Raw genomic sequence first — 19,829 nt, forward strand, 5'->3', positions numbered from 1 at the left:
GCCGCGCCGCGCCGCGCGCGCTGCCTCAGTCGTCGCGCGCGTCCAGCAGCTCCAGGTAGCCCCGCACGGCCTCCCACAGGTGATGCTCGGGGTAGCGGCCCAGGCTCCGGTGCTCGCGCCGCCACCGCCGGTCCCAGTACGCCCCGTGCACCGCCCTGAGGTGCTCCAGCGCCGTCCGCAGCTCCGCCTCGACGTCGGCCACCCCGTTGCCGGCGGCCCCGCCCTCGGACGCCGCCCGCGCCTCGCCGAAGCGCCGCTCCGCCAGCGCCGCCAGCACGTCCTCCTCGATGCCGTCCAGCGACCAGAACCGCACCGGCTCCCTGACGTGATGGTTGGCCACCGGGTCCCGATGCGGGCGCCAGACGTAGGCCACCCCGCCCTTGTCCAGATCGAGGAAGTCGACCAGCCAGGCCGTCCCCGGCGGCTGCGTGCCCCACGCCACCTCCTCGGGCGGCAGGTTCAGCACGAACGCCACCTCCAGGCACCCGACCTCGTCGGCCCCGCCGAGCAGGTCGCCGAACACGTACGCCGCCCGCAGGAACGGCTCGTCCGCCCGCACCCGCCGCGTCTGCTCGCACGCCCGCGCGAGCATCCGCAACCGCTCCACCGCCCGCCGATACCGCACGCCCCCGGCCACCTCCTCACACCGACCGCCGCCCAGCGTACGTGCCCACCCCCGCCGCACGCCGACCCCAGGCACCGCCAAGCCGTACAGACGCAGGAAAGCCGTACGGCCCGCACCCTGAGCGGGTGCGGGCCGTACGGTCAGCGGAAGGAAGGGACGGTCAGTGGCCGTGGCCGTGACCGTGACCCGCGCCGGCGGCGGGCGCCTCCTCCTCGGGCTTGTCCACCACGAGCGCCTCGGTCGTGAGCAGCATGCCCGCGATCGAAGCGGCGTTCTGGACGGCCGAGCGGGTGACCTTGACCGGGTCGATGACGCCCTGGCCGATGAGGTCGCCGTATTCGCCGGTCGCGGCGTTGAGGCCGTGACCGGCCTCCAGCTCGGCGACCTTGTGCGTCACGACGTAGCCCTCGAGGCCGGCGTTCTCGGCGATCCAGCGGGCCGGCTCGACCAGCGCGCGGCGCACGATGCCGACACCGGTCGCCTCGTCGCCCGACAGACCGAGGTCGTCGAGGTCCTTGGAGACGTGGATCAGCGCGGAGCCACCGCCGGAGACGATGCCCTCCTCGATCGCGGCGCGCGTCGCGGAGATCGCGTCCTCGAGACGGTGCTTCTTCTCCTTCAGCTCGACCTCGGTGGCGGCGCCGACGCGCAGCACGCACACACCGCCGGCCAGCTTGGCCAGCCGCTCCTGCAGCTTCTCGCGGTCCCAGTCGGAGTCGGACTGCTCGATGGCAATCTTGATCTCCTTGACGCGGTCCTCGATGGCCTGCGCGTCACCGGCGCCGTCGACGATGGTCGTGGCGTCCTTGGTGACGACGACGCGGCGGGCCGTGCCGAGCACCTCGAGACCGACGTGCTCCAGCTTGAGGCCGACCTCCTCGCTGACGACCTGGCCGCCGGTGAGGATGGCCATGTCCTGCAGCATCGCCTTGCGGCGGTCGCCGAAGCCGGGGGCCTTGACGGCCACCGAGGTGAAGGTGCCGCGGATCTTGTTGGTGACCAGGACGGCCAGGGCCTCGCCCTCGACGTCCTCGGCGACCACGAGCAGCGGCTTCTTCGTCTGGGCGATCTTCTCCAGCAGCGGCAGGAAGTCCGCGATGGAGGAGATCTTGCCCTGGGTGAGCAGGATGTAGGCGTCCTCGAGGACGGACTCCATGCGCTCGGGGTCGGTGACCATGTAGGCCGACAGGTAGCCCTTGTCGAACTGCATGCCCTCGGTGAACTCGAGCTCCATGCCCATGGCGTTGGACTCTTCGACGGTGAGCACACCGTCCTTGCCCACCTTGTCGAACGCCTCGGCGATCAGGTCACCGATCTGCGCGTCCTGCGCGGAGATCGTGGCGACGTTGGCGATCTCCTTCTTGTCGGCCACCTCGCGGGCGGTCGACAGCAGGCGGTCGCTGACGGCCTTGGCGGCCTTGTCGATGCCGCGCTTGAGCGACAGCGGCGAGGCGCCGGCGGCGACGTTGCGCAGGCCCTCGCGGACCATGGCCTGGGCCAGGACGGTCGCGGTGGTGGTGCCGTCGCCCGCGATGTCGTTGGTCTTGGTCGCCACTTCCTTGGCGAGCTGGGCGCCGAGGTTCTCGTAGCGCTCCTCCAGCTCGATCTCACGAGCGATGGTCACACCGTCGTTCGTGATCGTCGGCGCACCGAACTTCTTGTCGATGACGACGTTGCGGCCGCGCGGGCCGAGGGTTACCTTGACGGCGTCCGCGAGGGCGTTCACGCCGCGCTCGAGCGCGCGGCGGGCGTCCTCGTCGAACTCCAGGATCTTCGCCATTGTCTGAAAGTCCTCTCCTAGCGTCGAAAGCCCCGGCCGCCCTCAAGAGCGCCCGGGGCTCGACACATCCGGCCTACTTCTCGATGATCGCGAGAACGTCGCGGGCGGAGAGCACGAGGTACTCCTCGCCGCCGTACTTGACCTCGGTGCCGCCGTACTTGCTGTAGAGGACGATGTCGCCCTCCGAGACGTCGAGCGGAATCCGCTTCTCGCCGTCCTCGTCCCAGTTGCCCGGGCCCACCGCGAGGACCTTGCCCTCCTGCGGCTTCTCCTTGGCGGTGTCCGGGATGACCAGACCGGAAGCGGTGGTCTGCTCGGCCTCAAGCGGCTGAACCACAATGCGGTCGCCGAGCGGCTTAACGGGAACCTTGGTGGCGGTCGTCACGATCGGACCTCCCCTTCAGATTTGAATGATCTAGAAGAGGCGACCAGCTGGGCCTGCCGTCGCGGGTGTCAGACCTGCCTCGTCGCACGTTGGCACTCTCAAGGGGAGAGTGCCAACAGGAAACATATGCAAGAGGGGCTTGACAGTCAACACGAACGCGTCTGCTGAGAGCGATCAGAGCTCGGGAAGAGGCCGTTGACCTGGTCCAGTCTCCCACGTGCACGAATGTTCGCCCCACCGGCCACGCCGCTCCCGCCCGCTCGGACCACGACGCCGACCCGCCCCTACCCACCTGCACACCTCCTACCCGCACCACCTCGCACAGGTCTCCCCGCCCTTAGGACTCCCCCGAGGCGCGTCTCCCCGTCCTGAGGATGGCGGGCGTGGCGCTAACGTCGGGTGACGTGGACCTCGACGCCTTCACGGAGCTGCTGACCCCGCGCGGCCTGCGGGCGCTCGCCGAGGCGGGCGAGCTGGCGGGCGCCGATCCCGTGGCCGCCGCCACGACCCTGCGCAAGACGTACGACGCGGCGCTCACCTCCGCCGCGCTCACCCAGGCGGGGCTGCGGCAGCGGGCAAGGGCCAAGTTCGGCGCGGACGCCGACCGGATGTTCTTCACGCCGCACGGGCTCGAACAGGCCACCCGCACCGAGGTCGCCGCCCACCGCGCCGCCCTGCTGCCCGCCCTGCTGCCCACCCAGGCGCCCGCCCTGCCGCCCGCCCTGCCGCCCTCCGGCGCCCGCGTCGTGGACGCCTGCTGCGGCATCGGGGGCGACCTGCTCGCGCTGGCCCGCGCCGGGTGCACGGTGACGGCGTTCGACACCGACCCGCTGACGGTGGCCGTGGCGCGGGCGAACGCGGAGGCGTTCGGGCTGGGTGAGCGGGTGACGGTCCACGTGGGCGACGCGGCCGAGGTGCGTCCCGAGGAGTACGACGCGCTGTTCGCCGACCCGGCGCGGCGCACGGGCAGGGGCAGGACGTTCGACCCGATGGCGTACTCGCCGCCCTGGCCGGTGGTGCTCGACCTGATCTCACGCGCCCGGCTCGCCTGCCTCAAGGTGGCGCCGGGCATCCCGTACGAGTTCATCCCCGAGGGCGCGCTGGCCGAGTGGGTGTCGTACAAGGGGGAGGTCAAGGAGGCCACGCTGTGGACGGGCGCCGGCGTGACCGCGGGCAGGCGCGCGGCCCTGCTGCCCGGCGGGCACACGCTGACCGCCACCGGCGTCACGGCCGAGGTGGGCCCGCCAGGGCGCTACCTCTACGAGCCCGACGGCGCCGCCATCCGCGCGCACCTCGTCGGCGAGGTGGCCGAGCTGGTCGGCGGGCGGCTGATGGACCCGATGATCGCGTACGTCACGTCCGACGCCCCGGCGGACACCCCATGGGCCGCCAGATACGAAATAGAAGACATCATCCCCTTCTCTCTGAAAAAACTCCGCGCCGCACTCCGCGCCCGACAAATCGGCAATGTCACCATCAAGAAGCGCGGGTCCGCCGTCGACATCGAGCGCCTCCGTGCCGATTTGCGGCTCAGCGGGGAGAACACCATGGTCATCGCCCTGACCAGGATTCTCGACAAACCCTCGGTAATCCTCTGCAAGCCCTCCTCACCTGCCTGAATCGCCAAATTCGGCCATCGAATCGCTTTCCTCGATCTTTCACTTCAGCCCTGACGGACCTTGATCGAAAGGCTAAGGTGGGCGGGCGGGAGTTCTCCCCCTATTGCGGTTAACCGCGTTCTCGCTCTTCAGATATTGAACCGGACCTACCCGACCACTGCGCGGCAGTCCGTCGGCGAGCGAAGGAGCTTTCGGTGGACCATTCCAACCACACCACCCTTCTCCAATCGGGCGCGTACAACGCCGACGTCGTCCCCAAGAGGATGCGGGACCTGCTCGCCCGTGCCGCCCAGGACCACGTCTACGAGCAGCGCACCCAGGGCGCGGTGCTCGACGAGATCCGCCAGCGCCTGGAGGGCATGGAATGGCTGCTGCGGGAGGTCCGCGAGCGGGAGCTGGGCGGGCTGAGCGGGTCCATCGAGGCGGTGAGCGGGCGGCTCGACGAGATCTCCGCCAAGCCGCCGATGTGGGCGGAGGGCCTCGCGCAGCACGTCGAGGCCGTACGCGACCACGTGGACGCCGTGGGCGACAGGGTGAGCGGGGTGGACGCCAGAGTCTCCCCGATCACCGACCTGCCGAGCGTGTGGGCCGACCTCGGCACCGTGGGCGAGAGCGTCGACGAGGCGCTCAGCCGGCTGCAGTCGGTGCTCGACACCACCGACGGCATCACCAAGGGCATGGCCGACTTCGCCGCCACCCTGGCGGGGCTCAACGCCAGCATGGAGGCCGCGGCCGGGCGCTTCACCCGGCTCGACCGGTCGATGGCGGAGCTGACGTCCCGCACCGACCGGGTCGAGGTGGCGGTCTCCGACCTGTCCGAGAGCCTCACCACCCGCCTCGACGACACCGACCAGCGCCTGACGACCCGCCTGGACGAGACCGACCAGCGCCTCACCACTCGGCTGGACGAGACCGACCAGCGGTTGAGCGCCCGTCTGGGCGAGACCGACCAGCGGCTCAGCACCCGGCTCGACGAGACCGACCAGCGGCTCGCCACGGCCCTGCTGGAGGCCGACGAGCGGCTCGTGGCCCGGCTCAAGGAGGCCGACGAGCAGGCCGGCGCCCGCCTGGCCGCCGTCGAGCAGCGCCTGACCGTCCGCCTCGACGAGACCGACCAGCACCTCGCCGTGCAGCTCGGCGAGAGCGAGCAGCGCCTCACGTCCCGGCTCAGCGCCGTGGACGCCCGCCTCGAACGCGCCGAAGGCCGGCTCACCGGCCTCGACTCCCGGCTCACCGGGTTCGACAGCCGGCTGGAGTCGGCCGACGAGTGCCTGGCCGACATCGACACCAGGCTCGACGGCCTCGACGGGCGCATCGGCGGCGTCGACAAGCGGCTGTCGTCCATGGACGGCCAGCTCGGCGCCGTCGACAAGCGCCTCGGCACCCTCGACGGCCACCTCGGCCGGCACGACGACCGCTTCGACGCCCTCGACGTCCGCATGGACACCCGCTTCGCCTCGCTCGACGAACGCCTGCAGGCCACCGACCAGCGCGCCGCCGAGATCGCGACCCGCAACGAGGGCCGCTTCAACCGCCTCGACAGCCAGGTCGACGCCATCGACGAACGCCTGGTCGAGGCCGAGGAGCACATCAGCAGCCGCTTCGACTCGCTCGACGACCACTTCGGCGGCCTCGACAGCCGCTTCAACGGCCTCAACACCCACCTGAACGGCCTCGCCACCCGCGCCGAACAGGCCACAGAACACCTGGAGTCGGTCGACGACCGCATCGAAGCGGTCAACCGCCGCGTGGGCGACCTCCCCGACCTGACCGACCGGATGACCCAACAGGTAGGCGAACTCCTCCAGACCCACGCAGGCCAACAGTCGGAACGCCTCGCCGCCGCCACAGAAGCCCTCAGCGAACTGGTTCGCTCCCGCCCCGACAGCGAGGAGATGACCGGCGCCGTCTCAGGCGTGGTCACAGAGGTCGTCCAGCCGGCCACGGACGAACTGACAAAGCGCCTGAGCGCGCTGGAGGAAACCATGCTCGCCCTAGCCGAAGCCCTCCTCCGCCCCACCCGCCCCAAGGACTGAGCAGATCGCTCCCGCCCGCCCCACGATCGGAGGCGGGCGGCCCCTGTCACCAAGGCACCTCTACCGCAAAGCCCGCGCACAGCCCAGGCCAGGCCACGAACGGCACAAACGGCCCCGCAGAACAACGCGGACAGGTGCCCCCTAAGGGCGAACGGCGCAGACAGGCGCGCGACGCGATGCGGTGCGGCGCGGTGCGGCGCGATGCGATGCGATGCGGCGCGATGCGATGCGATGCGGCGCGATGCGATGCGATGCGGCGCGATGCGATGCGATGCGGCGCGATGCGATGCGGCGCGATGCGATGCGGCGCGATGCGATGCGGCGCGATGCGATGCGGCGCGATGCGATGCGGCGCGATGCGATGCGGCGCGATGCGATGCGGCGCGGCGCGATGCGATGCGATGCGATGCGGCGCGGGTGGGCGGCGCAGGGGCGGCGCGGGTGGGCAGGCGACACGGACAGGAGCCTGCGGGGCTCAGCGACTCCCAGAGGGACCGCACCCCCCTTCCCCCACGACGCCCACCCAAGGCGGCGAGAGCGAGGCCAGCAGGCCTCAGGAGCGCGTCCGAGAGGCCGCTGGGCCCTCATTCCCTCCCCCGGCCGACGCCCGCGCACGACGGCGGAGTCGAGAGCTGCGGTGGGTCGGGCACGCGTCCGAGGAGCCCCGAACCCCTTAGACGTGGACGGTGGTGATCGGGAGCGAGGAGTCGGCGGGGATCTGGAGGGAGGACGGGGTGACGCCGGCGGCCACCAAGTCCGAGCCCAGGGCGGCGACCATGGCGCCGTTGTCGGTGCACAGACCAGGGCGGGGCACGCGCAGGCGTACGCCGGCCGCGTCGCAGCGCTCCTGGGCCAGGGCCCGCAGGCGGGAGTTGGCGGCGACGCCGCCGCCGATGAGCAGGTCGTGGACGTCGTACTTGCGGCAGGCCTGCAGCGCCTTGCGGGTGAGCACGTCGACCACCGCCTCCTGGAAGGACGCGGCCACGTCGGGCACGTGCACGGACTGCCCCGACGCCTCCCTGGCCTCGACCCACCGCGCCACGGCCGTCTTGAGCCCGGAGAAGGAGAAGTCGAGCGTGCCGTCGTCGATCTTGCCGCGCGGGAACGCGATGGCGGCCCCGGAGCCGTCGCGGGCGGCCTTGTCGATGTGGGGCCCGCCGGGGAACGGCAGCCCCAGCACCCGTGCCACCTTGTCGAACGCCTCACCGGCGGCGTCGTCGACGGTGGAGCCGAGCGAGATGACGTCTTCGGCGACGTCGGGGACGAGCAGCAGCGAGGAGTGCCCGCCGGAGACGAGCAGCGCGATGCAGGGCTTGGGCAGCGGCCCGTGCTCCAGCTGGTCGACGGCGACGTGGGCGGCGAGGTGGTTGACGCCGTAGAGGGGCACGCCGAGGCCGAGCGCGTAGGACTTGGCGGCGGCGACCCCCACGAGCAGCGCACCGGCCAGGCCGGGGCCCGCGGTGACGGCGATGGCGTCGATGTCGGAGAACGTCAGCCCGGCCTGGGCCAGCGCGGCCTCCACGGTCGGCGTCATGGCCTCCAGGTGGGCGCGCGAGGCGACCTCGGGCACGACCCCGCCGAACCTGGCGTGCTCGTCCATGCTGGAGGCGACGGTGTTGGCGAGCAGCGTGTGGCCCCTGACGATGCCGATGCCGGTCTCGTCGCAGGACGTCTCGATGCCCAGGACCAGGGGTGCGTCAGTCATCCAGCCGTTTCCTCATCATGATCGCGTCGGTGCCGTCGTCGTAGTAGCGGCGGCGGGTGCCGATCTCCTCGAACCCGAAGCGCCGGTAGACGCTCTGGGCGCGCGGGTTGTCGGCGCGTACCTCAAGGAAGATCTCCCGCGCGCCTCTGCGGCGCGCCTCGGCGAGCAGCTCGGTCAGCATGGCGCTGCCGATGCCGTTGCGCTGGTGCTTCTCCAGCACCGCGATGGTCTGCACGTCGGCCTGGTCGGCCGCGGCGGCGAGCCCGGCGTAGGCGACGATCTCGTCGTCGACCAGCGCGACGACGTAGTGGCGGGTGCGCGGTATCTCGTCCAGCTCGCCGCGCATCATGCCCTCGCTCCACGCGTCGAGCGGGAAGGTGACCCGCTCGATCTCCATGACCGCCGGCAGGTCGGCCTCGGTCATCGGCCTGAGTCTCACGCCGTCACCTTCTTGGGGGCGCCCGGCACGACCGCGTCGGGTCTGCGCAGGTAGATCGGGCGCGGCGGTTCGAGCGCCACCCCCTTGGCCAGCCGCTCGGCGGCCAGGGCGGCGAGCGCGCCCGCGTAGGGGTAGGGGGGTGCTCCCGCGCCGTCGCCGAGCAGGTCGGGGTAGAGCTGGGCGCCCGCGCCGACCACCGGCAGCCCCTCGACGGGGACGTCGGCGGGCCGGTCGACGAAGGGACCGTCGAGGCGGGTGCGCAGATCGGTGTAGCGGGCCCAGAACACCTCTTTGCGCCGCGCGTCGGTGGCGGCGACGAAGGGCTCGGTGCGCCCGCTGGCGTAGGCGACGGCGTCGAGCGAGCAGACGCCGTACGCCGGCACGCCCAGGGTGGTCGCGAGGCCCTGCGCGGTCATCAGCCCCACCCGCAGACCGGTGTAGGGGCCGGGCCCGCTGCCCGCGACGACGGCCGTGACCTCGCGCAGCGTCACCCGCGCCGCGCCGAGCACCAGTTCGATGGCGGGCGCGAGCAGCTCACCGTGGCGGCGGGCGTCGATGGTGGTGTGTTCGGCGAGCACCCGCTCGCCGTCGTGGAGAGCCGCGGTGACGGCGGGCGTCGCGGTGTCAAAGGCCAGGACCAGCACGACTGTTTAGCCTACCCGCAGGCGGGGTCACTCCCAGCCGGTACGCCGCTTCAGCCATTCGAGTGCCACCAGGCCCTGCGCCCGCTGGAACGCCCTGAGCGTGGGCAGTCCAGGCGGGTCCGGCTGCCTGGACGAGCGGACGAAATAGCCGGTCATGGCGGCCACGACCCGGGTGACGTCGTCGCCGGGCAGCTCGGCCAGCTCGTGCGGCGCGGGCCCGCCCTGCATGCCGATGGACGGCAGCATCCCGACCAGGTCGAACCAGGACGCGGCGCGGGCGGCCCACGGCCAGTCGACGAAGTAGACGCGGTCGTCGGTGAGCAGGATGTTGTCGGCCCGCAGGTCGGCGTGGGCGAGGGTGTCGCCGGCTGCCGCGGCGGCCCAGCCGGACTCCAGCTCGGCCAGCGCGCCGAGGTGCCGCACCGCCCAGGGGTCCAGCCCGGTGGTGTCCTCGCTCATGAGGTTGCGCCAGCCGTGGAACTGCTCACCGAACACCTCCTCGATCGGCGGCGCGTCGATGGGCGACGGGGTGAGCGCGGCGGACATCTCCTCGACGGCGGCCAGCACCCGGTCCAGCTCGTCGCGCCGCCAGGGCATGGCGGGGTGGCGGCCTTCGACGTCCTCGAAGACGAGCACGACCCAGCCGTCGCGCTCGAACCCGGTGAGCAGCCGGGGCGCGGGCACGGACGCGGGCAGCGCGGCGGCGTTCACCAGCTCGGAGCGGTAGATGCGGACGGCGTCGGCGTTGGGCTCGGGGCCGACGGCCTTGACGAAGACGCGCCTGCCGCAGCGCGTGCGCAGGCGGACGGCTGCGGCCGGGGAGAAGCCGCCCGGCTGCGTGACGGCCTCGGCCACGGCGTCACCCAGGAAGTCCTCGATCGCGGCGCGCACCGCCGCGGGCACGTCGGACCAGGGCACGCGGGCACCGGTGGCGGGCGGGTTGGTCTGGGTGTCGGTGCCGGTGTCGGTGTCGGTCATGAGCCTCAGACCTGGGACGCGTAGACGATGATGTTGTCGACGTATTCGCCCTTGGCGTAGTCGAACTTGCCACCGCACGTTACCAGTTTGAGGCCGTCTTCCAGGTACACCTTTTTCGCCGGGAAGCTGTCCTTGTGCACCTGTTCGATCGCGTCCACCTTGTAGCGCACGACCTTGCCGTCACTGCGCTCGACCTTCACGGTCTCGCCCTTGCGTAACTCCCTGAGCTTGTAGAACACGGCGGGCGCCGTCTTGGTGTCGACGTGCCCGATGATCACGGAGGCGCCCTTCTCGCCGGGCACGGAGCTGCCGGTGTACCAGCCGGCCGTCTTCGGCTTCTCGTACGGCGGCAGTTCGACCTCGCCGTTCTCCAGCAGCTTGAGCTTCATCAGCGGCGCCTCGACGTCGATCGACGGGATGTCGATCGTCTTGGGCACGACGGAGGCTTGCGCGGGGGTGGTGGTGCCGGTCTCCATGCTCTTGCCGAACGCGACCAGCAGCAGGCCGGTCACGGCCCCTGCGAGCACCACCCGTCCTGGACGGGCCATGACCTTATGCCCTGGTGCGCCGCTTGATCGCGTAACCGATGCCGCCGGCCAGCGCCAGGGCGATGAGCACGCCCGCGGGGCCGAGCGGGATCGACGACTCCTCGGAGGCGTCCTGCGCGTACGTGCCGCCGCCGCCCGCCCGTGGCGCCCTGGTGGGCAGCGTGGTGGTCTCGGTGGGGTCGGGCTCGGCCGCGACGACGCGCAGCGTGGCGCGGCCCATGTCGTTGGTGCCCTCGCACTTGACGTCGACCCGGTAGTTGCCGCGCCGGATCGTTCCCGAGACCTGCGCCTCGCCGCGCACCCATGGCGAGGGAGAGGCGGGAGTCGCGGTGGGGGACGTCGTGGACGCCGGCACGGGGCTGAGCGGGACGCCGTTGATGAACGCCTTGGACGTGGCCGTGCCGGTGTGGGCGGGGCCGCCGGTCGGCACCGGACAGTTGGCCAGCACCCACACCCGGGACGTCTCGCCCGCGGTGACCCGGTCGGGGTTGACCTGGACGTTGATGTTCTGCCTTGTGGTGGTCACGCGGGGGCTGGCGGTGGTGGTGCCTGTGGGGCTCGCGCTGGCGGTTGGGGTGGGTGTGGGTGTCGGATCGGTGTCGGCCGAGGCCGAGCAGCCGGTCAGGCCGACCATGGCGATGGCTCCCGCGTACGCGACTCGTCTGACCCTGAGCACCGGCCGCACCCCACTTTGCCGTCTTGCTACCCAGCATCCACCAGAACGATGGATGTCGCCCCTCCTGATACCCAGAAATTCTGGGCGAATCACTGACCAACGATCATGTTTCAGATAGCCGGCCCGGTACGTCAAGGGTGCCAGTCTTACCGGATAGTGACCTGCGTTTTAGTCTTGTGGCGGTTCAGACGGCGTGTCGGCCCCGAAGTCGAGCCCGGAGCCGGGCCCGAGCCCGGCCCAGCGGGCGCCCACGCCGCGCAGGGTGACGACGCGGGCCTCGTCGCCGGCCTCGCGGTCGATGTGGATCTCCAGCCGGTCGTCGGCCAGCCCTTCGACCAGCCCTTCGCCCCACTCGACGACGGTGACGGACTCCTCCAGCGAGGCGTCGAGGTCGAGGTCGTCGACTTCCAGGTCACCACCCAGCCGGTACGCGTCGACGTGCACCAGCGGCGGCCCCTGCCGCAGCGACGGATGCACCCTGGCGATCACGAACGTCGGCGAGGTGATGGGCCCGCGTACTTTGAGCCCCTCGGCGAGGCCCTGCACGAGCGTGGTCTTGCCGGCGCCGAGCGGGCCCGACAGCACGACGAGGTCGCCGGCGCGCAGCCGGGCGGCCAGGCGGGCGCCGAAGGCCCGCATCTCCTCGGTGGTCGCGACGCGCACTTACAGCTCCACTCTCTTCAGCAGGTCGCGCAGCGCGTCGTTGACGACGCCCGGCCGCTCGAGCTGGATCAGGTGCGAGGTGTCGGGCACCTCGGTCAGCTGCGCCTTGGGCAGGGCGGCGGCGATGGCCTTGCTGTGGTCGGGCGGGGTCAGCCAGTCGCGGTCGCCCACCAGGATCGCGGTGGGCACCGGGTCGAGCACGTGCAGCGCGGAGAGCTTGTCGTGGTTCATCAGCGCCGGGTAGAAGTCGGCGACCACCTCGGTCGGGGTGGCCCTGATCATCGACTCGGCGAAGTCGACGACGGTCGGGCTGACGTTCTTCGAGTCGCCGAAGCCGACGTAACGGGTGAGGAGGAAGGCGATGTCGCTGCCCGCGTTGCGGGTCCTGTCGATGAGCGAGCCGCGCTTGCCCAGCATCGACACCGTGGTGGGGGCGACCTTGTGGACGACCTTCGACAGCATCGCGGGCAGGCCCAGCGTCAGCTCGGCCAGCTTGCCCGCCGAGGTCGCGATGAGGGCCACCGCCCGGATCTTGTCGCCGAACAGGTGGGGGTGACGGTCGGCCAGCGCCATGATCGTCATGCCGCCCATGGAGTGGCCGACCAGCACGCACGGGCCGGGCACGTGAGCGGCGATGACCTCGGCGAGGTCGTCGCCGAGCCGGTCGATCGTGCTGTCCTCGGCGCCCGCTCGCTGGGAGCGGCCGTGGGAGCGCTGGTCCCACAGGACCACGCGGTAGTTGTCACGCAGGTCTTTGCGCTGGTAGTGCCACGACTCCATGCTGAGGCAGTAGCCGTGGCAGAAGACGACGGTCAGCGGCGGCTCGTCGTCGGCCGACGGGTTCTTCCGCTCCGGGCCATCGATCTCGACGTGCAGCGCCTTGCCGTCGGAGGTGATGAGCGTGTGCTCGGTGCCGCGCAGCTCGCCGAACGGCTCGCTGGCCTCGGTGTCGGGGCGCAGCCTGATGCGGCCGACCGCGTACCGCTTGGCCAGCGCCGCCGCCGCGACGCCTGCTGAGGCCGCGCCGACGAGCGCGCCGGCGATCCCTACCCGGCGCCGTCTTGCCGTCGTCGTCATGTGCCCGATCCTTCTCCACTCATGGCCGCCGCGATGTGCCCTTCGTCACTGGTGGTAGATCCTGGGCACCCGCGCTCCGATCCTCGTCACGATCTCATGTGTGATCGTGCCGAGGGTATCGGCCCACTCCTGAGCGGTCGGCTCGCCCCCGTCGCCGGGGCCGAACAGCACGACCTCGTCGCCCGCGGAGATCGGGTCGTCACCCATGTCGATCATGAACTGGTCCATGCACACCCGGCCCGCGACGAGCCGGCGGCGCCCGCCCGCCAGCACCTCGGCCCGCCCGGTCGCGTGGCGCAGCACGCCGTCGGCGTAGCCGAGCGGCACCAGGGCGAGCGTGGTCTCGCACGAAGTGGTGTAGAGGTGGCCGTAGGACACGCCCGAGCCCTCGACGACCCGCTTGACCAGGCCGACCCTAGCCACCAGCGTCATGGCGGGCCGCAGGCCGAAGTCGCCCAGCTCGGGGACGGGGCTCAGGCCGTACATCGCGATGCCGGTCCTGACCATGTCGAAGCGGGCCTCGGGCAGCGTGACGACGGCGGCGGAGTTGGAGATGTGCCTGATCACCTCAGAGCCCGCAGCGCCGGCCTGCTCGGCCAGCTTCAGAGCCGTCTCGTACGTCTCAAGCTGTCGTGCGACCGACGGATGCCCGGGGATGTCGGCGCAGGCGAAGTGGGACCAGATGCCGACGATCTCGATGGCGCCCTCGGCCTTGAGCTCAAGCGCCTTGGCCAGCAGGTCGGGCCAGGCGGCCTGCGGCGCCCCGCCCCTGCTCATGCCGGTGTCGGCTTCGAGGTGGAGCTTCGCTGCGCGGCCCGTGGCGCGGGCGGCGGCGGCGATCTCGTCGAGCAGGGCGGGATGCGAGGCCGACAGCTCGACATCGGCGGCCAGCGCCTCGGCGATCGGCTCGCCGGGGGTGATCAGCCAGGCCAGGATCGGCGCGCTCACCCCGCCGGCGCGCAGGTAGAGCGCCTCCTGGATGAACGCGGTGCCGAGCCGGCTCGCCCCCGCCCCCAGCACGGCCTCGGACGTGGGCAGCAGGCCGTGGCCGTAGGCGTCGGCCTTGACCGCGCCCATCAACTGCGCGCCACCGGCCCGCTCTTTCAGCAGGGCCACGTTGTGGCGAATGGCGCCCAGGTCGACCCGTGCCTCGGCGGGGGTGGTCATCGGGTGGTCCATCTCTCCAGTCTGGCAGCTCGGGCTCATGGCCGGGCACGCTTCGCCCGGCCTGGACGTCACGAAATGGCGCTGGTCACGGCCCGGATGGCCCGGGGAAGCGCGGTCGCCACGTCGCCCGCGGCCAGCGGCGCGCCCTCGGCGGCCAGCCGCCCGGCCACGCCGTGCAGGTAGGCGCCGCAGGACGCGGCGTCGTAGCAGCTCAGGCCCTGGGCGAGCAGCGCGCCCGCGAGGCCGGCCAGCACGTCGCCGGTGCCGCCGGTGGCCAGCCACGACGTGCCGGTGGGGTTGACCCGCACCGGGCGGGCGTCCTCGGCCACCACCGTGGTCGAGCCCTTGAGCAGCACGGTGACGCCCAGCTCCGCCGCCGCCCTGCGGGCGTGTTCGAGGCGGGCCGCCTCGATCGCGTCGCGGTCGGCGCGCAGCAGCCTGGCCAGCTCGCCGGCGTGCGGCGTGATGAGGACGGGCGCGTTGCGCCACAGCAGCGAACGGTCCCTGGCGACCAGCGTCAGCGCGTCGGCGTCGACCAGCACGGGCACGTCGGAGGCGAGCACCTCGGCGGCCAGCTCGTGCGCCCAGTCGTCGGTGCCGAGCCCCGGGCCGAGCACCCACGCCTGCACCCGGCCCACGCGGGTGATGGAGGGCTCGTCGAGCTCCGTCACCACGGACTCCGGCCAGTGGGAGCGCACCTGGGCGACGGGGGCGGGGCGGCCGGCGTACCTGACCATGCCGGCGCCGCCCCGCAGCGCACCGCCGACGGCGAGCACGGCCGCGCCGGTGAACAGGTCACCGCCCGCCGCGACGCCCAGCACGCCTCTGCGGTATTTGTCCGACTCGTTGCCCGGCCGCGGCAGCAGCACGTCGAGGTCGGCGTCGGTGAGCGCGGCCACGTCGGGGTCGGGCAGGTAGGGCCCGAGCCCGATGTCCACCAGCTCGACCCGCCCGGTGTGCGCGGCGCCCGGATCGACCAGCAGCCCCGTCTTGTACGCCCCCATGGTCACGGTCACCCGCGCCCGCACCGCGGCGCCCTCGACCCGCCCGGTGGAGGCGTCGACCCCGCTCGGCACGTCGACCGCCACGACCTGCCCGCGCGCGGCGGCGGCCTGCTGGGCCAGCTCCGCGTACGGCTCGCGCAGCGCCCCCGACACCCCGATGCCGACCAGCCCGTCGATGATCAGATCGGCCTCGTCGATGGCGGACCGATCGACGACCCGCCCACCGGCGTCGAGCAGCGCCCGCAGCCCCGCCTCGTGCGTCTTCGAGCCGGCCGCCACGACGCCCACCCTGGCGCCGCGCCTGGCCAGCCGCTGCCCCGCGTAGAGCGCGTCGCCGCCGTTGTCGCCGCTGCCGGTGAGCAGCACCACGCGGCTGCCGTAGACGCGGCCCAGAAGATCGGCGCAGACGGCGGCCAGCCCGGCCGCGGCCCGCTGCATCAGCGTGCCGTCGGGCAGCCGGGCCATGAGCGCCTGCTCGGCCTGCCTGATCTGGTCGGCTGTGTAGGCGGTCTTCATGATCTGACGCTATCCCTCCGCGATCACGTAGGCCACGGCCACCCCCGCGTCGTGGCTGAGCGAAAGGTGCCAGCGTTTGACGCCCAGCCCGTACGCGGCCTCGGCCACCTTGCCGTAGACCCGCAGCTCCGGTTTGCCCAGCTCGTCGCAGCGCACCTCGGCCTCCAGATGACCGAGCCCCTTGGGCGCGCCGAGCGCCTTGGCGACGGCCTCCTTGGCGGCGAACCTGGCGGCCAGCGAGTGGACCGGCAGCGGCTGCTCGACCTCGGTGAACAGCCGGTCCTTGAGCTGCGGAGTGCGCTGCAGCGCGGCCTCGAAGCGGGCGATGTCAACGACGTCGACGCCGATACCCAGGATCATCGTCCCAGCGTATGGGCTTCAGAACGGGCCGCGCTCCCACGGCCCCCAGATGGCCAGGGACATGCCCTGTCTTGCCTGCACGTTGACGTAGAGGGTGTGGCCGCCCGGCCCGAACGTGGAGCCGGCGAACTCGGCGCCCGGGTCGCCGTCGACGGGCTCCAGGCGGCAGAAGTCGAAGATCTCCCCCGCCTTGCTGAGCCCGCGCAGGTAGTTGGCGCCGTCGCCGTCCTCGCAGAGCACGAGCGTGCCGCGGCGGCTGACGGTGACGTTGTCGGGCAGGTCGAGCGCCGAGGCGCGGGGCGACTCGTAGACGAGCTTGAGCCTGCCGCTCCACGTCTCGTAGCCCCACACCTGGCCGCGCCCGTCGCCGAAGCCGTCGGGCGCCTCGTCGCCGGGCGCGGTGGCCCCGCCCTGGGTGGAGACGAAGTAGACCGTGCCCTGGTGCTGCACGGCGCCCTCCAGCCGGGAGAAGATCGCCGCGCCCGCCTCCCTGCCCTGCTTGCCCACGGCCTGGACGGCCTCGTCGTTGGACGGCCTGCCGCGGAAGTCGGGGTCGGGGTCGTCGATGTCGACCCACGTGGTCTCGTACGTGACGCCGCGCTTCTGCCCCACCGACAGGTCCTTGCGCTTGGCGCCCTTGACGGCGAGCATCTGCAGCCGGCCGCCGTCGAGCAGCCGCCCGGCCAGCACCGGGTGCTTGGGCGGCAGGTAGCGGTAGAAGCCGGAGGGGAAGCCGAAGTTGTCCTCGGTGAGGTAGAGGGCGCCGGAGGAGGGGTCGAAGGCGACGGACTCGTGGGCGAAGCGGCCGGCCGCGCGGATCGGCCTGGCGCTCGCGGCGCGGCCGACCGGCACCTCGAAGAGGTAACCGTGCTTGCGGGTGAGCTTGGAGTTGTCGCCGCCGGAGAAGTCGTCACCGACGTCGGGGCCGTTGACGGTCTCCTCGCAGGTCACCCAGGCGCGCCAGGCCATGGGGCCGCCCGAGCAGTTCATCATGGTGCCGGAGAGCGAGGGCGCGCTCTCGATCACCTCGCCGTGGCGGGTGACGCGCAGCGTGGAGGTGCCGCCGCCGGCCATCGGGTCGTAGGCCCGCTTCTTGTCGCCGAACGCGCCGACCGGGCCGTTGACCTCGTGGTTGCGGATGAGGATCGTGCTGCCCTTGGGCCCTGCGAAGGCGGCCATGCCGTCGTGGCGGCCGGGGACGGTCGAGCCGTCGCCGAACTTGCTGCCGGCCACGCTGAACGAGCGGTAGCGGAAGCCGTCGGGCAGGTGCAGGCGCACCTCGCCGTCACGCAGGTCGCGTACGGGACGCAGCGGCCCGTACGCGCGCACCGGCTTGGCCTGGCCTTGATGGCTCACGCACGCGACGCCCGCGAAGGGCCCGGCGATGCCGGCGGCCACGGTGGAGATGAAGCGGCGACGGTCCATGGCAACCTCCGTGAGGCACAGTACCCGCTCGCGGCAGCCGAACTCCTTCGCTTTCCCCGAACTGAGTCTCGGTAATCCCACGTCTTCATCCACAGGCTGTGGATATCCGGGGACGCGCCCCTCCCATGATCCGTTTTGTCGGGCATCGCTACGCTGCCTAGGTGAACAACGGCTACGTGGAACTGAGCAGGGAGCAGTGGAGCGAGCTCCGCAAGAACACGCCCTTGACTCTCACCGCAGACGAGCTGGAAGAGCTGCGCGGGGTCGACGACCCCATCGACCTGACCGAAGTCACCGACATCTACCTCCCCCTGACCCGGCTGCTCAACCTGCACTTCACCGGGTCCAAGCAGCGCAGCAGCGTGCTGAGCGCGTTCCTTGGGCACGAGGAGCAGCGCGTCCCGTACATCCTGGGCATCGCGGGCAGCGTCGCGGTCGGCAAGTCGACCACGGCCCGGCTGCTGCACACCCTCCTCGCGCGCTGGCCCGAGCACCCGCACGTGGAGCTGATCACCACCGACAGCTTCCTCTACCCCAACGCGGTGCTGGAGGCCAAGAAGATCATGCACCGCAAGGGCTTCCCCGAGAGCTATGACCGGCGGGCGCTGGTCAGGTTCGTGGCGGAGGTCAAGGCGGGCGCGGCGGAGGTGAAGGCGCCGATCTACAGCCACCTGGAGTACGACATCGTCCCCGGCGCCGCGCAGACCGTGAGAAATCCCGACATCCTGATCATCGAGGGGCTCAACGTCCTCCAACCGGCCCCGCCCACGTCCCTCGCCGTCAACGACTACTTCGACTTCTCCATCTACGTGGACGCCAAGGTCGAGGACATCCGCACCTGGTACGTCGAACGCTTCCACAAGCTGCGCCGCACCGCCTTCGAAGACCCCAAGTCCTACTTCCGCCACATCGCCGAGCTCTCCTACGAGGAGGCCACGGCGTTCGCGGAGAACGTCTGGCGCGACATCAACGAGCGCAACCTCGTCGAGAACATCGCCCCCACCAGGGGCCGCGCCGACCTCGTGCTCAAGAAGGGCGCAGACCACTCCGTACGACGGGTGCGTCTTCGCCAGACCTGAACGCCTCCTCGTACACGTAACGCCCGAACCTGCCCGCACACCCCAGATCGTCGACGCCGGCGAACCAGCACTCCTCGCCGTGACCATGACACCAGATCATGCGAGGAACGTTCGCGTACCGGCGTCAACACCCCGTCAACATCCGATCGACGAGAATGTCGGAGTGCTGCACCTGCGACTGATCGTCCCCGCCGCGCGCACCGAAGAGGCGACGGCGGTGTTGGAGAGCTGCCCAGGCGTCACCAACATCGTCGTCCTGCCGGGCGCCGCCCGCGAGCCGCGCGGCGACGTGGTGCTCTGCGACGCGGCCAGAGAGTCGGCCAACGAGGTGCTCGGCCGGCTCGCCTGGCTGCGGACCGAGGGCTCCATCGCGGCCGAGCAGGTCGACCTCTCGCTGTCGGAGGCCGCCGACGTCGCCGTCGAGGAGGCCCCGGGCGAGCCCGACGACGCCGTGGTGTGGGCCGAGCTGGCCCAGCGGGTCTCGGCCGACTCCCGGGTCACCTGGTCGTACCTGGTGTTCCTCACCATCGCCACGCTGCTGGTCGGCATCGGCGTGCTGCAGAACTCCCTCGTCCTCATCGTCGGCGCGATGGTGCTCGGTCCCGAGTTCGGCGCGGTCGCCGCCGTCTGCTTCGGGCTGCTGCGCGGCGACGGGCGGCTGATCGTGAGCGCGCTGCGGACGCTGGTCGTCGGGTTCGTGGCGGCGATCGCGATCGCGTACGCGTGCGCGCTCGCGGCGTACTGGCTGGGCTGGTTCGGCCCCGGCGACATCGGCGGGCACGAGGAGGTGCAGTTCATCGTCAAGCCCGACCGCTGGTCGTTCGTCGTGGCCCTGCTGGCCGGCGCGGCGGGGGTGCTGTCGATCACGGCGGGCAAGTCGACGGCCCTGATCGGCGTGTTCATCTCCGTCACCACGGTCCCCGCCGCCGGTTACGTGGCGGTCTCGCTGGCCGTCCAGGAGCTGCGGGAGGTCGGCGGCTCCATCTCCCAGCTCGCGCTGAACCTCTTGGGGATGAGCGTGGCGGGCACGCTCACCCTCCTGGTCCAGCGCAGATTCTGGCCTCAAGTAGGACGACGTTCATCCCTATGACCGAGGCGGCGGC

19 protein-coding genes are annotated in these 19,829 nt (G+C 71.7%); 4 read left to right on the plus strand and 15 right to left on the minus strand.

The window, feature by feature from the left end; all coding sequences use genetic code 11:
- Window positions 1-25: 25 nt before the first annotated feature.
- The 3 genes from ACFFR3_RS05705 to groES form a co-directional block, all read right to left on the minus strand.
- Entirely contained in the window at window positions 26-625 is a 600-nt protein-coding gene (locus tag ACFFR3_RS05705) for a DUF7711 family protein (RefSeq protein WP_345395759.1), read from the minus strand.
- A gap of 160 nt (window positions 626-785) precedes the next feature.
- Window positions 786-2,405, minus strand: a complete 1,620-nt coding sequence (gene groL / locus ACFFR3_RS05710) for a chaperonin GroEL (RefSeq protein WP_345395756.1) — start codon at window positions 2,403-2,405, stop codon at window positions 786-788.
- Window positions 2,406-2,478: 73 nt separating this feature from the next.
- Complete coding sequence (gene groES, locus ACFFR3_RS05715; RefSeq protein ID WP_148036826.1) at window positions 2,479-2,790, minus strand: co-chaperone GroES; 312 nt, start codon at window positions 2,788-2,790, stop codon at window positions 2,479-2,481.
- 404 nt (window positions 2,791-3,194) lie between these two features.
- Here groES and ACFFR3_RS05720 point away from each other — a divergent pair, with 404 nt between their 5' ends.
- Together ACFFR3_RS05720 and ACFFR3_RS05725 are read left to right on the plus strand one after the other, a co-directional pair.
- Window positions 3,195-4,409: a THUMP-like domain-containing protein gene (locus ACFFR3_RS05720; RefSeq protein ID WP_417629304.1), complete on the plus strand. Its 1,215-nt coding sequence runs from the start codon at window positions 3,195-3,197 to the stop codon at window positions 4,407-4,409.
- 194 nt (window positions 4,410-4,603) lie between these two features.
- Window positions 4,604-6,445: an apolipoprotein A1/A4/E domain-containing protein gene (locus ACFFR3_RS05725; protein ID WP_345395754.1), complete on the plus strand. Its 1,842-nt coding sequence runs from the start codon at window positions 4,604-4,606 to the stop codon at window positions 6,443-6,445.
- 673 nt (window positions 6,446-7,118) lie between these two features.
- Here the strand turns inward: ACFFR3_RS05725 and tsaD are convergent.
- The 12 genes from tsaD to ACFFR3_RS05785 all read right to left on the minus strand — a co-directional run bounded on the left by tsaD (window position 7,119) and on the right by ACFFR3_RS05785 (window position 17,647).
- A complete protein-coding gene (tsaD, locus tag ACFFR3_RS05730) occupies window positions 7,119-8,150 on the minus strand; it encodes a tRNA (adenosine(37)-N6)-threonylcarbamoyltransferase complex transferase subunit TsaD (RefSeq protein ID WP_364364620.1) in 1,032 nt (343 codons plus the stop codon).
- Window positions 8,143-8,574, minus strand: a complete 432-nt coding sequence (rimI, locus tag ACFFR3_RS05735) for a ribosomal protein S18-alanine N-acetyltransferase (RefSeq protein ID WP_345409520.1) — start codon at window positions 8,572-8,574, stop codon at window positions 8,143-8,145. The genes tsaD and rimI overlap by 8 nt, the downstream gene beginning before the upstream one ends.
- An 11-nt stretch (window positions 8,575-8,585) precedes the next feature.
- Window positions 8,586-9,233, minus strand: a complete 648-nt coding sequence (gene tsaB / locus ACFFR3_RS05740; RefSeq protein ID WP_379482708.1) for a tRNA (adenosine(37)-N6)-threonylcarbamoyltransferase complex dimerization subunit type 1 TsaB — start codon at window positions 9,231-9,233, stop codon at window positions 8,586-8,588.
- Between the two features lie 27 nt (window positions 9,234-9,260).
- Window positions 9,261-10,211, minus strand: coding sequence for a phosphotransferase (locus ACFFR3_RS05745; protein WP_345395748.1), 951 nt, complete (start codon window positions 10,209-10,211; stop codon window positions 9,261-9,263).
- A gap of 5 nt (window positions 10,212-10,216) precedes the next feature.
- Window positions 10,217-10,759 carry a class F sortase gene (locus ACFFR3_RS05750; RefSeq protein WP_364364611.1) on the minus strand — a complete coding sequence of 181 codons (543 nt, stop codon included), beginning with the start codon at window positions 10,757-10,759 and terminating at the stop codon, window positions 10,217-10,219.
- 4 nt (window positions 10,760-10,763) lie between these two features.
- Window positions 10,764-11,435 (minus strand): hypothetical protein, encoded by a 672-nt coding sequence (locus ACFFR3_RS05755; protein WP_364364608.1) that lies wholly within the window; start codon window positions 11,433-11,435, stop codon window positions 10,764-10,766.
- A gap of 168 nt (window positions 11,436-11,603) precedes the next feature.
- Window positions 11,604-12,098, minus strand: a complete 495-nt coding sequence (gene tsaE / locus ACFFR3_RS05760) for a tRNA (adenosine(37)-N6)-threonylcarbamoyltransferase complex ATPase subunit type 1 TsaE (protein WP_345395739.1) — start codon at window positions 12,096-12,098, stop codon at window positions 11,604-11,606.
- Window positions 12,099-13,175 (minus strand): alpha/beta fold hydrolase, encoded by a 1,077-nt coding sequence (locus ACFFR3_RS05765; RefSeq protein WP_364364605.1) that lies wholly within the window; start codon window positions 13,173-13,175, stop codon window positions 12,099-12,101.
- A 45-nt stretch (window positions 13,176-13,220) separates the two neighbouring features.
- On the minus strand, window positions 13,221-14,342 hold the full coding sequence (gene alr / locus ACFFR3_RS05770; RefSeq protein ID WP_379482721.1) for an alanine racemase: 1,122 nt from the start codon (window positions 14,340-14,342) through the stop codon (window positions 13,221-13,223).
- 68 nt (window positions 14,343-14,410) lie between these two features.
- Window positions 14,411-15,862, minus strand: a complete 1,452-nt coding sequence (locus ACFFR3_RS05775) for an NAD(P)H-hydrate dehydratase (protein ID WP_364364602.1) — start codon at window positions 15,860-15,862, stop codon at window positions 14,411-14,413.
- Between the two features lie 9 nt (window positions 15,863-15,871).
- Window positions 15,872-16,222: a holo-ACP synthase gene (locus ACFFR3_RS05780; protein WP_345395728.1), complete on the minus strand. Its 351-nt coding sequence runs from the start codon at window positions 16,220-16,222 to the stop codon at window positions 15,872-15,874.
- Window positions 16,223-16,240: 18 nt separating this feature from the next.
- Window positions 16,241-17,647, minus strand: a complete 1,407-nt coding sequence (locus ACFFR3_RS05785; protein ID WP_345395725.1) for an alkaline phosphatase PhoX — start codon at window positions 17,645-17,647, stop codon at window positions 16,241-16,243.
- Window positions 17,648-17,823: 176 nt separating this feature from the next.
- On the opposite strand from ACFFR3_RS05785, the gene coaA reads away from it, so the two are divergent.
- Both coaA and ACFFR3_RS05795 read left to right on the plus strand, forming a co-directional pair.
- Window positions 17,824-18,726 (plus strand): type I pantothenate kinase, encoded by a 903-nt coding sequence (gene coaA, locus ACFFR3_RS05790; protein WP_364365847.1) that lies wholly within the window; start codon window positions 17,824-17,826, stop codon window positions 18,724-18,726.
- Between the two features lie 163 nt (window positions 18,727-18,889).
- The gene (locus tag ACFFR3_RS05795; RefSeq protein WP_379482709.1) at window positions 18,890-19,816 is read left to right on the plus strand and encodes a DUF389 domain-containing protein; all 927 of its coding nucleotides are present in this window, start codon (window positions 18,890-18,892) and stop codon (window positions 19,814-19,816) included.
- The last annotated feature ends 13 nt before the right edge of the window (window positions 19,817-19,829 follow it).

The organism is Nonomuraea salmonea (assembly GCF_042428605.1).
Lineage (GTDB): Bacteria > Actinomycetota > Actinomycetes > Streptosporangiales > Streptosporangiaceae > Nonomuraea > Nonomuraea salmonea.

Coding starts and splice junctions, on each gene's coding strand:
- groL (WP_345395756.1), bottom strand. CDS start 2,405: ATGGCGAAGATCCTGGAGTTCGACGAGGACGCCCGCCGCGCGCTCGAG.
- tsaD (WP_364364620.1), bottom strand. CDS start 8,150: ATGACTGACGCACCCCTGGTCCTGGGCATCGAGACGTCCTGCGACGAG.
- rimI (WP_345409520.1), bottom strand. CDS start 8,574: ATGACCGAGGCCGACCTGCCGGCGGTCATGGAGATCGAGCGGGTCACC.
- ACFFR3_RS05745 (WP_345395748.1), bottom strand. CDS start 10,211: ATGACCGACACCGACACCGGCACCGACACCCAGACCAACCCGCCCGCC.
- ACFFR3_RS05750 (WP_364364611.1), bottom strand. CDS start 10,759: ATGGCCCGTCCAGGACGGGTGGTGCTCGCAGGGGCCGTGACCGGCCTG.
- ACFFR3_RS05765 (WP_364364605.1), bottom strand. CDS start 13,175: ATGACGACGACGGCAAGACGGCGCCGGGTAGGGATCGCCGGCGCGCTC.
- alr (WP_379482721.1), bottom strand. CDS start 14,342: ATGACCACCCCCGCCGAGGCACGGGTCGACCTGGGCGCCATTCGCCAC.
- ACFFR3_RS05775 (WP_364364602.1), bottom strand. CDS start 15,862: ATGAAGACCGCCTACACAGCCGACCAGATCAGGCAGGCCGAGCAGGCG.
- ACFFR3_RS05780 (WP_345395728.1), bottom strand. CDS start 16,222: ATGATCCTGGGTATCGGCGTCGACGTCGTTGACATCGCCCGCTTCGAG.
- ACFFR3_RS05785 (WP_345395725.1), bottom strand. CDS start 17,647: ATGGACCGTCGCCGCTTCATCTCCACCGTGGCCGCCGGCATCGCCGGG.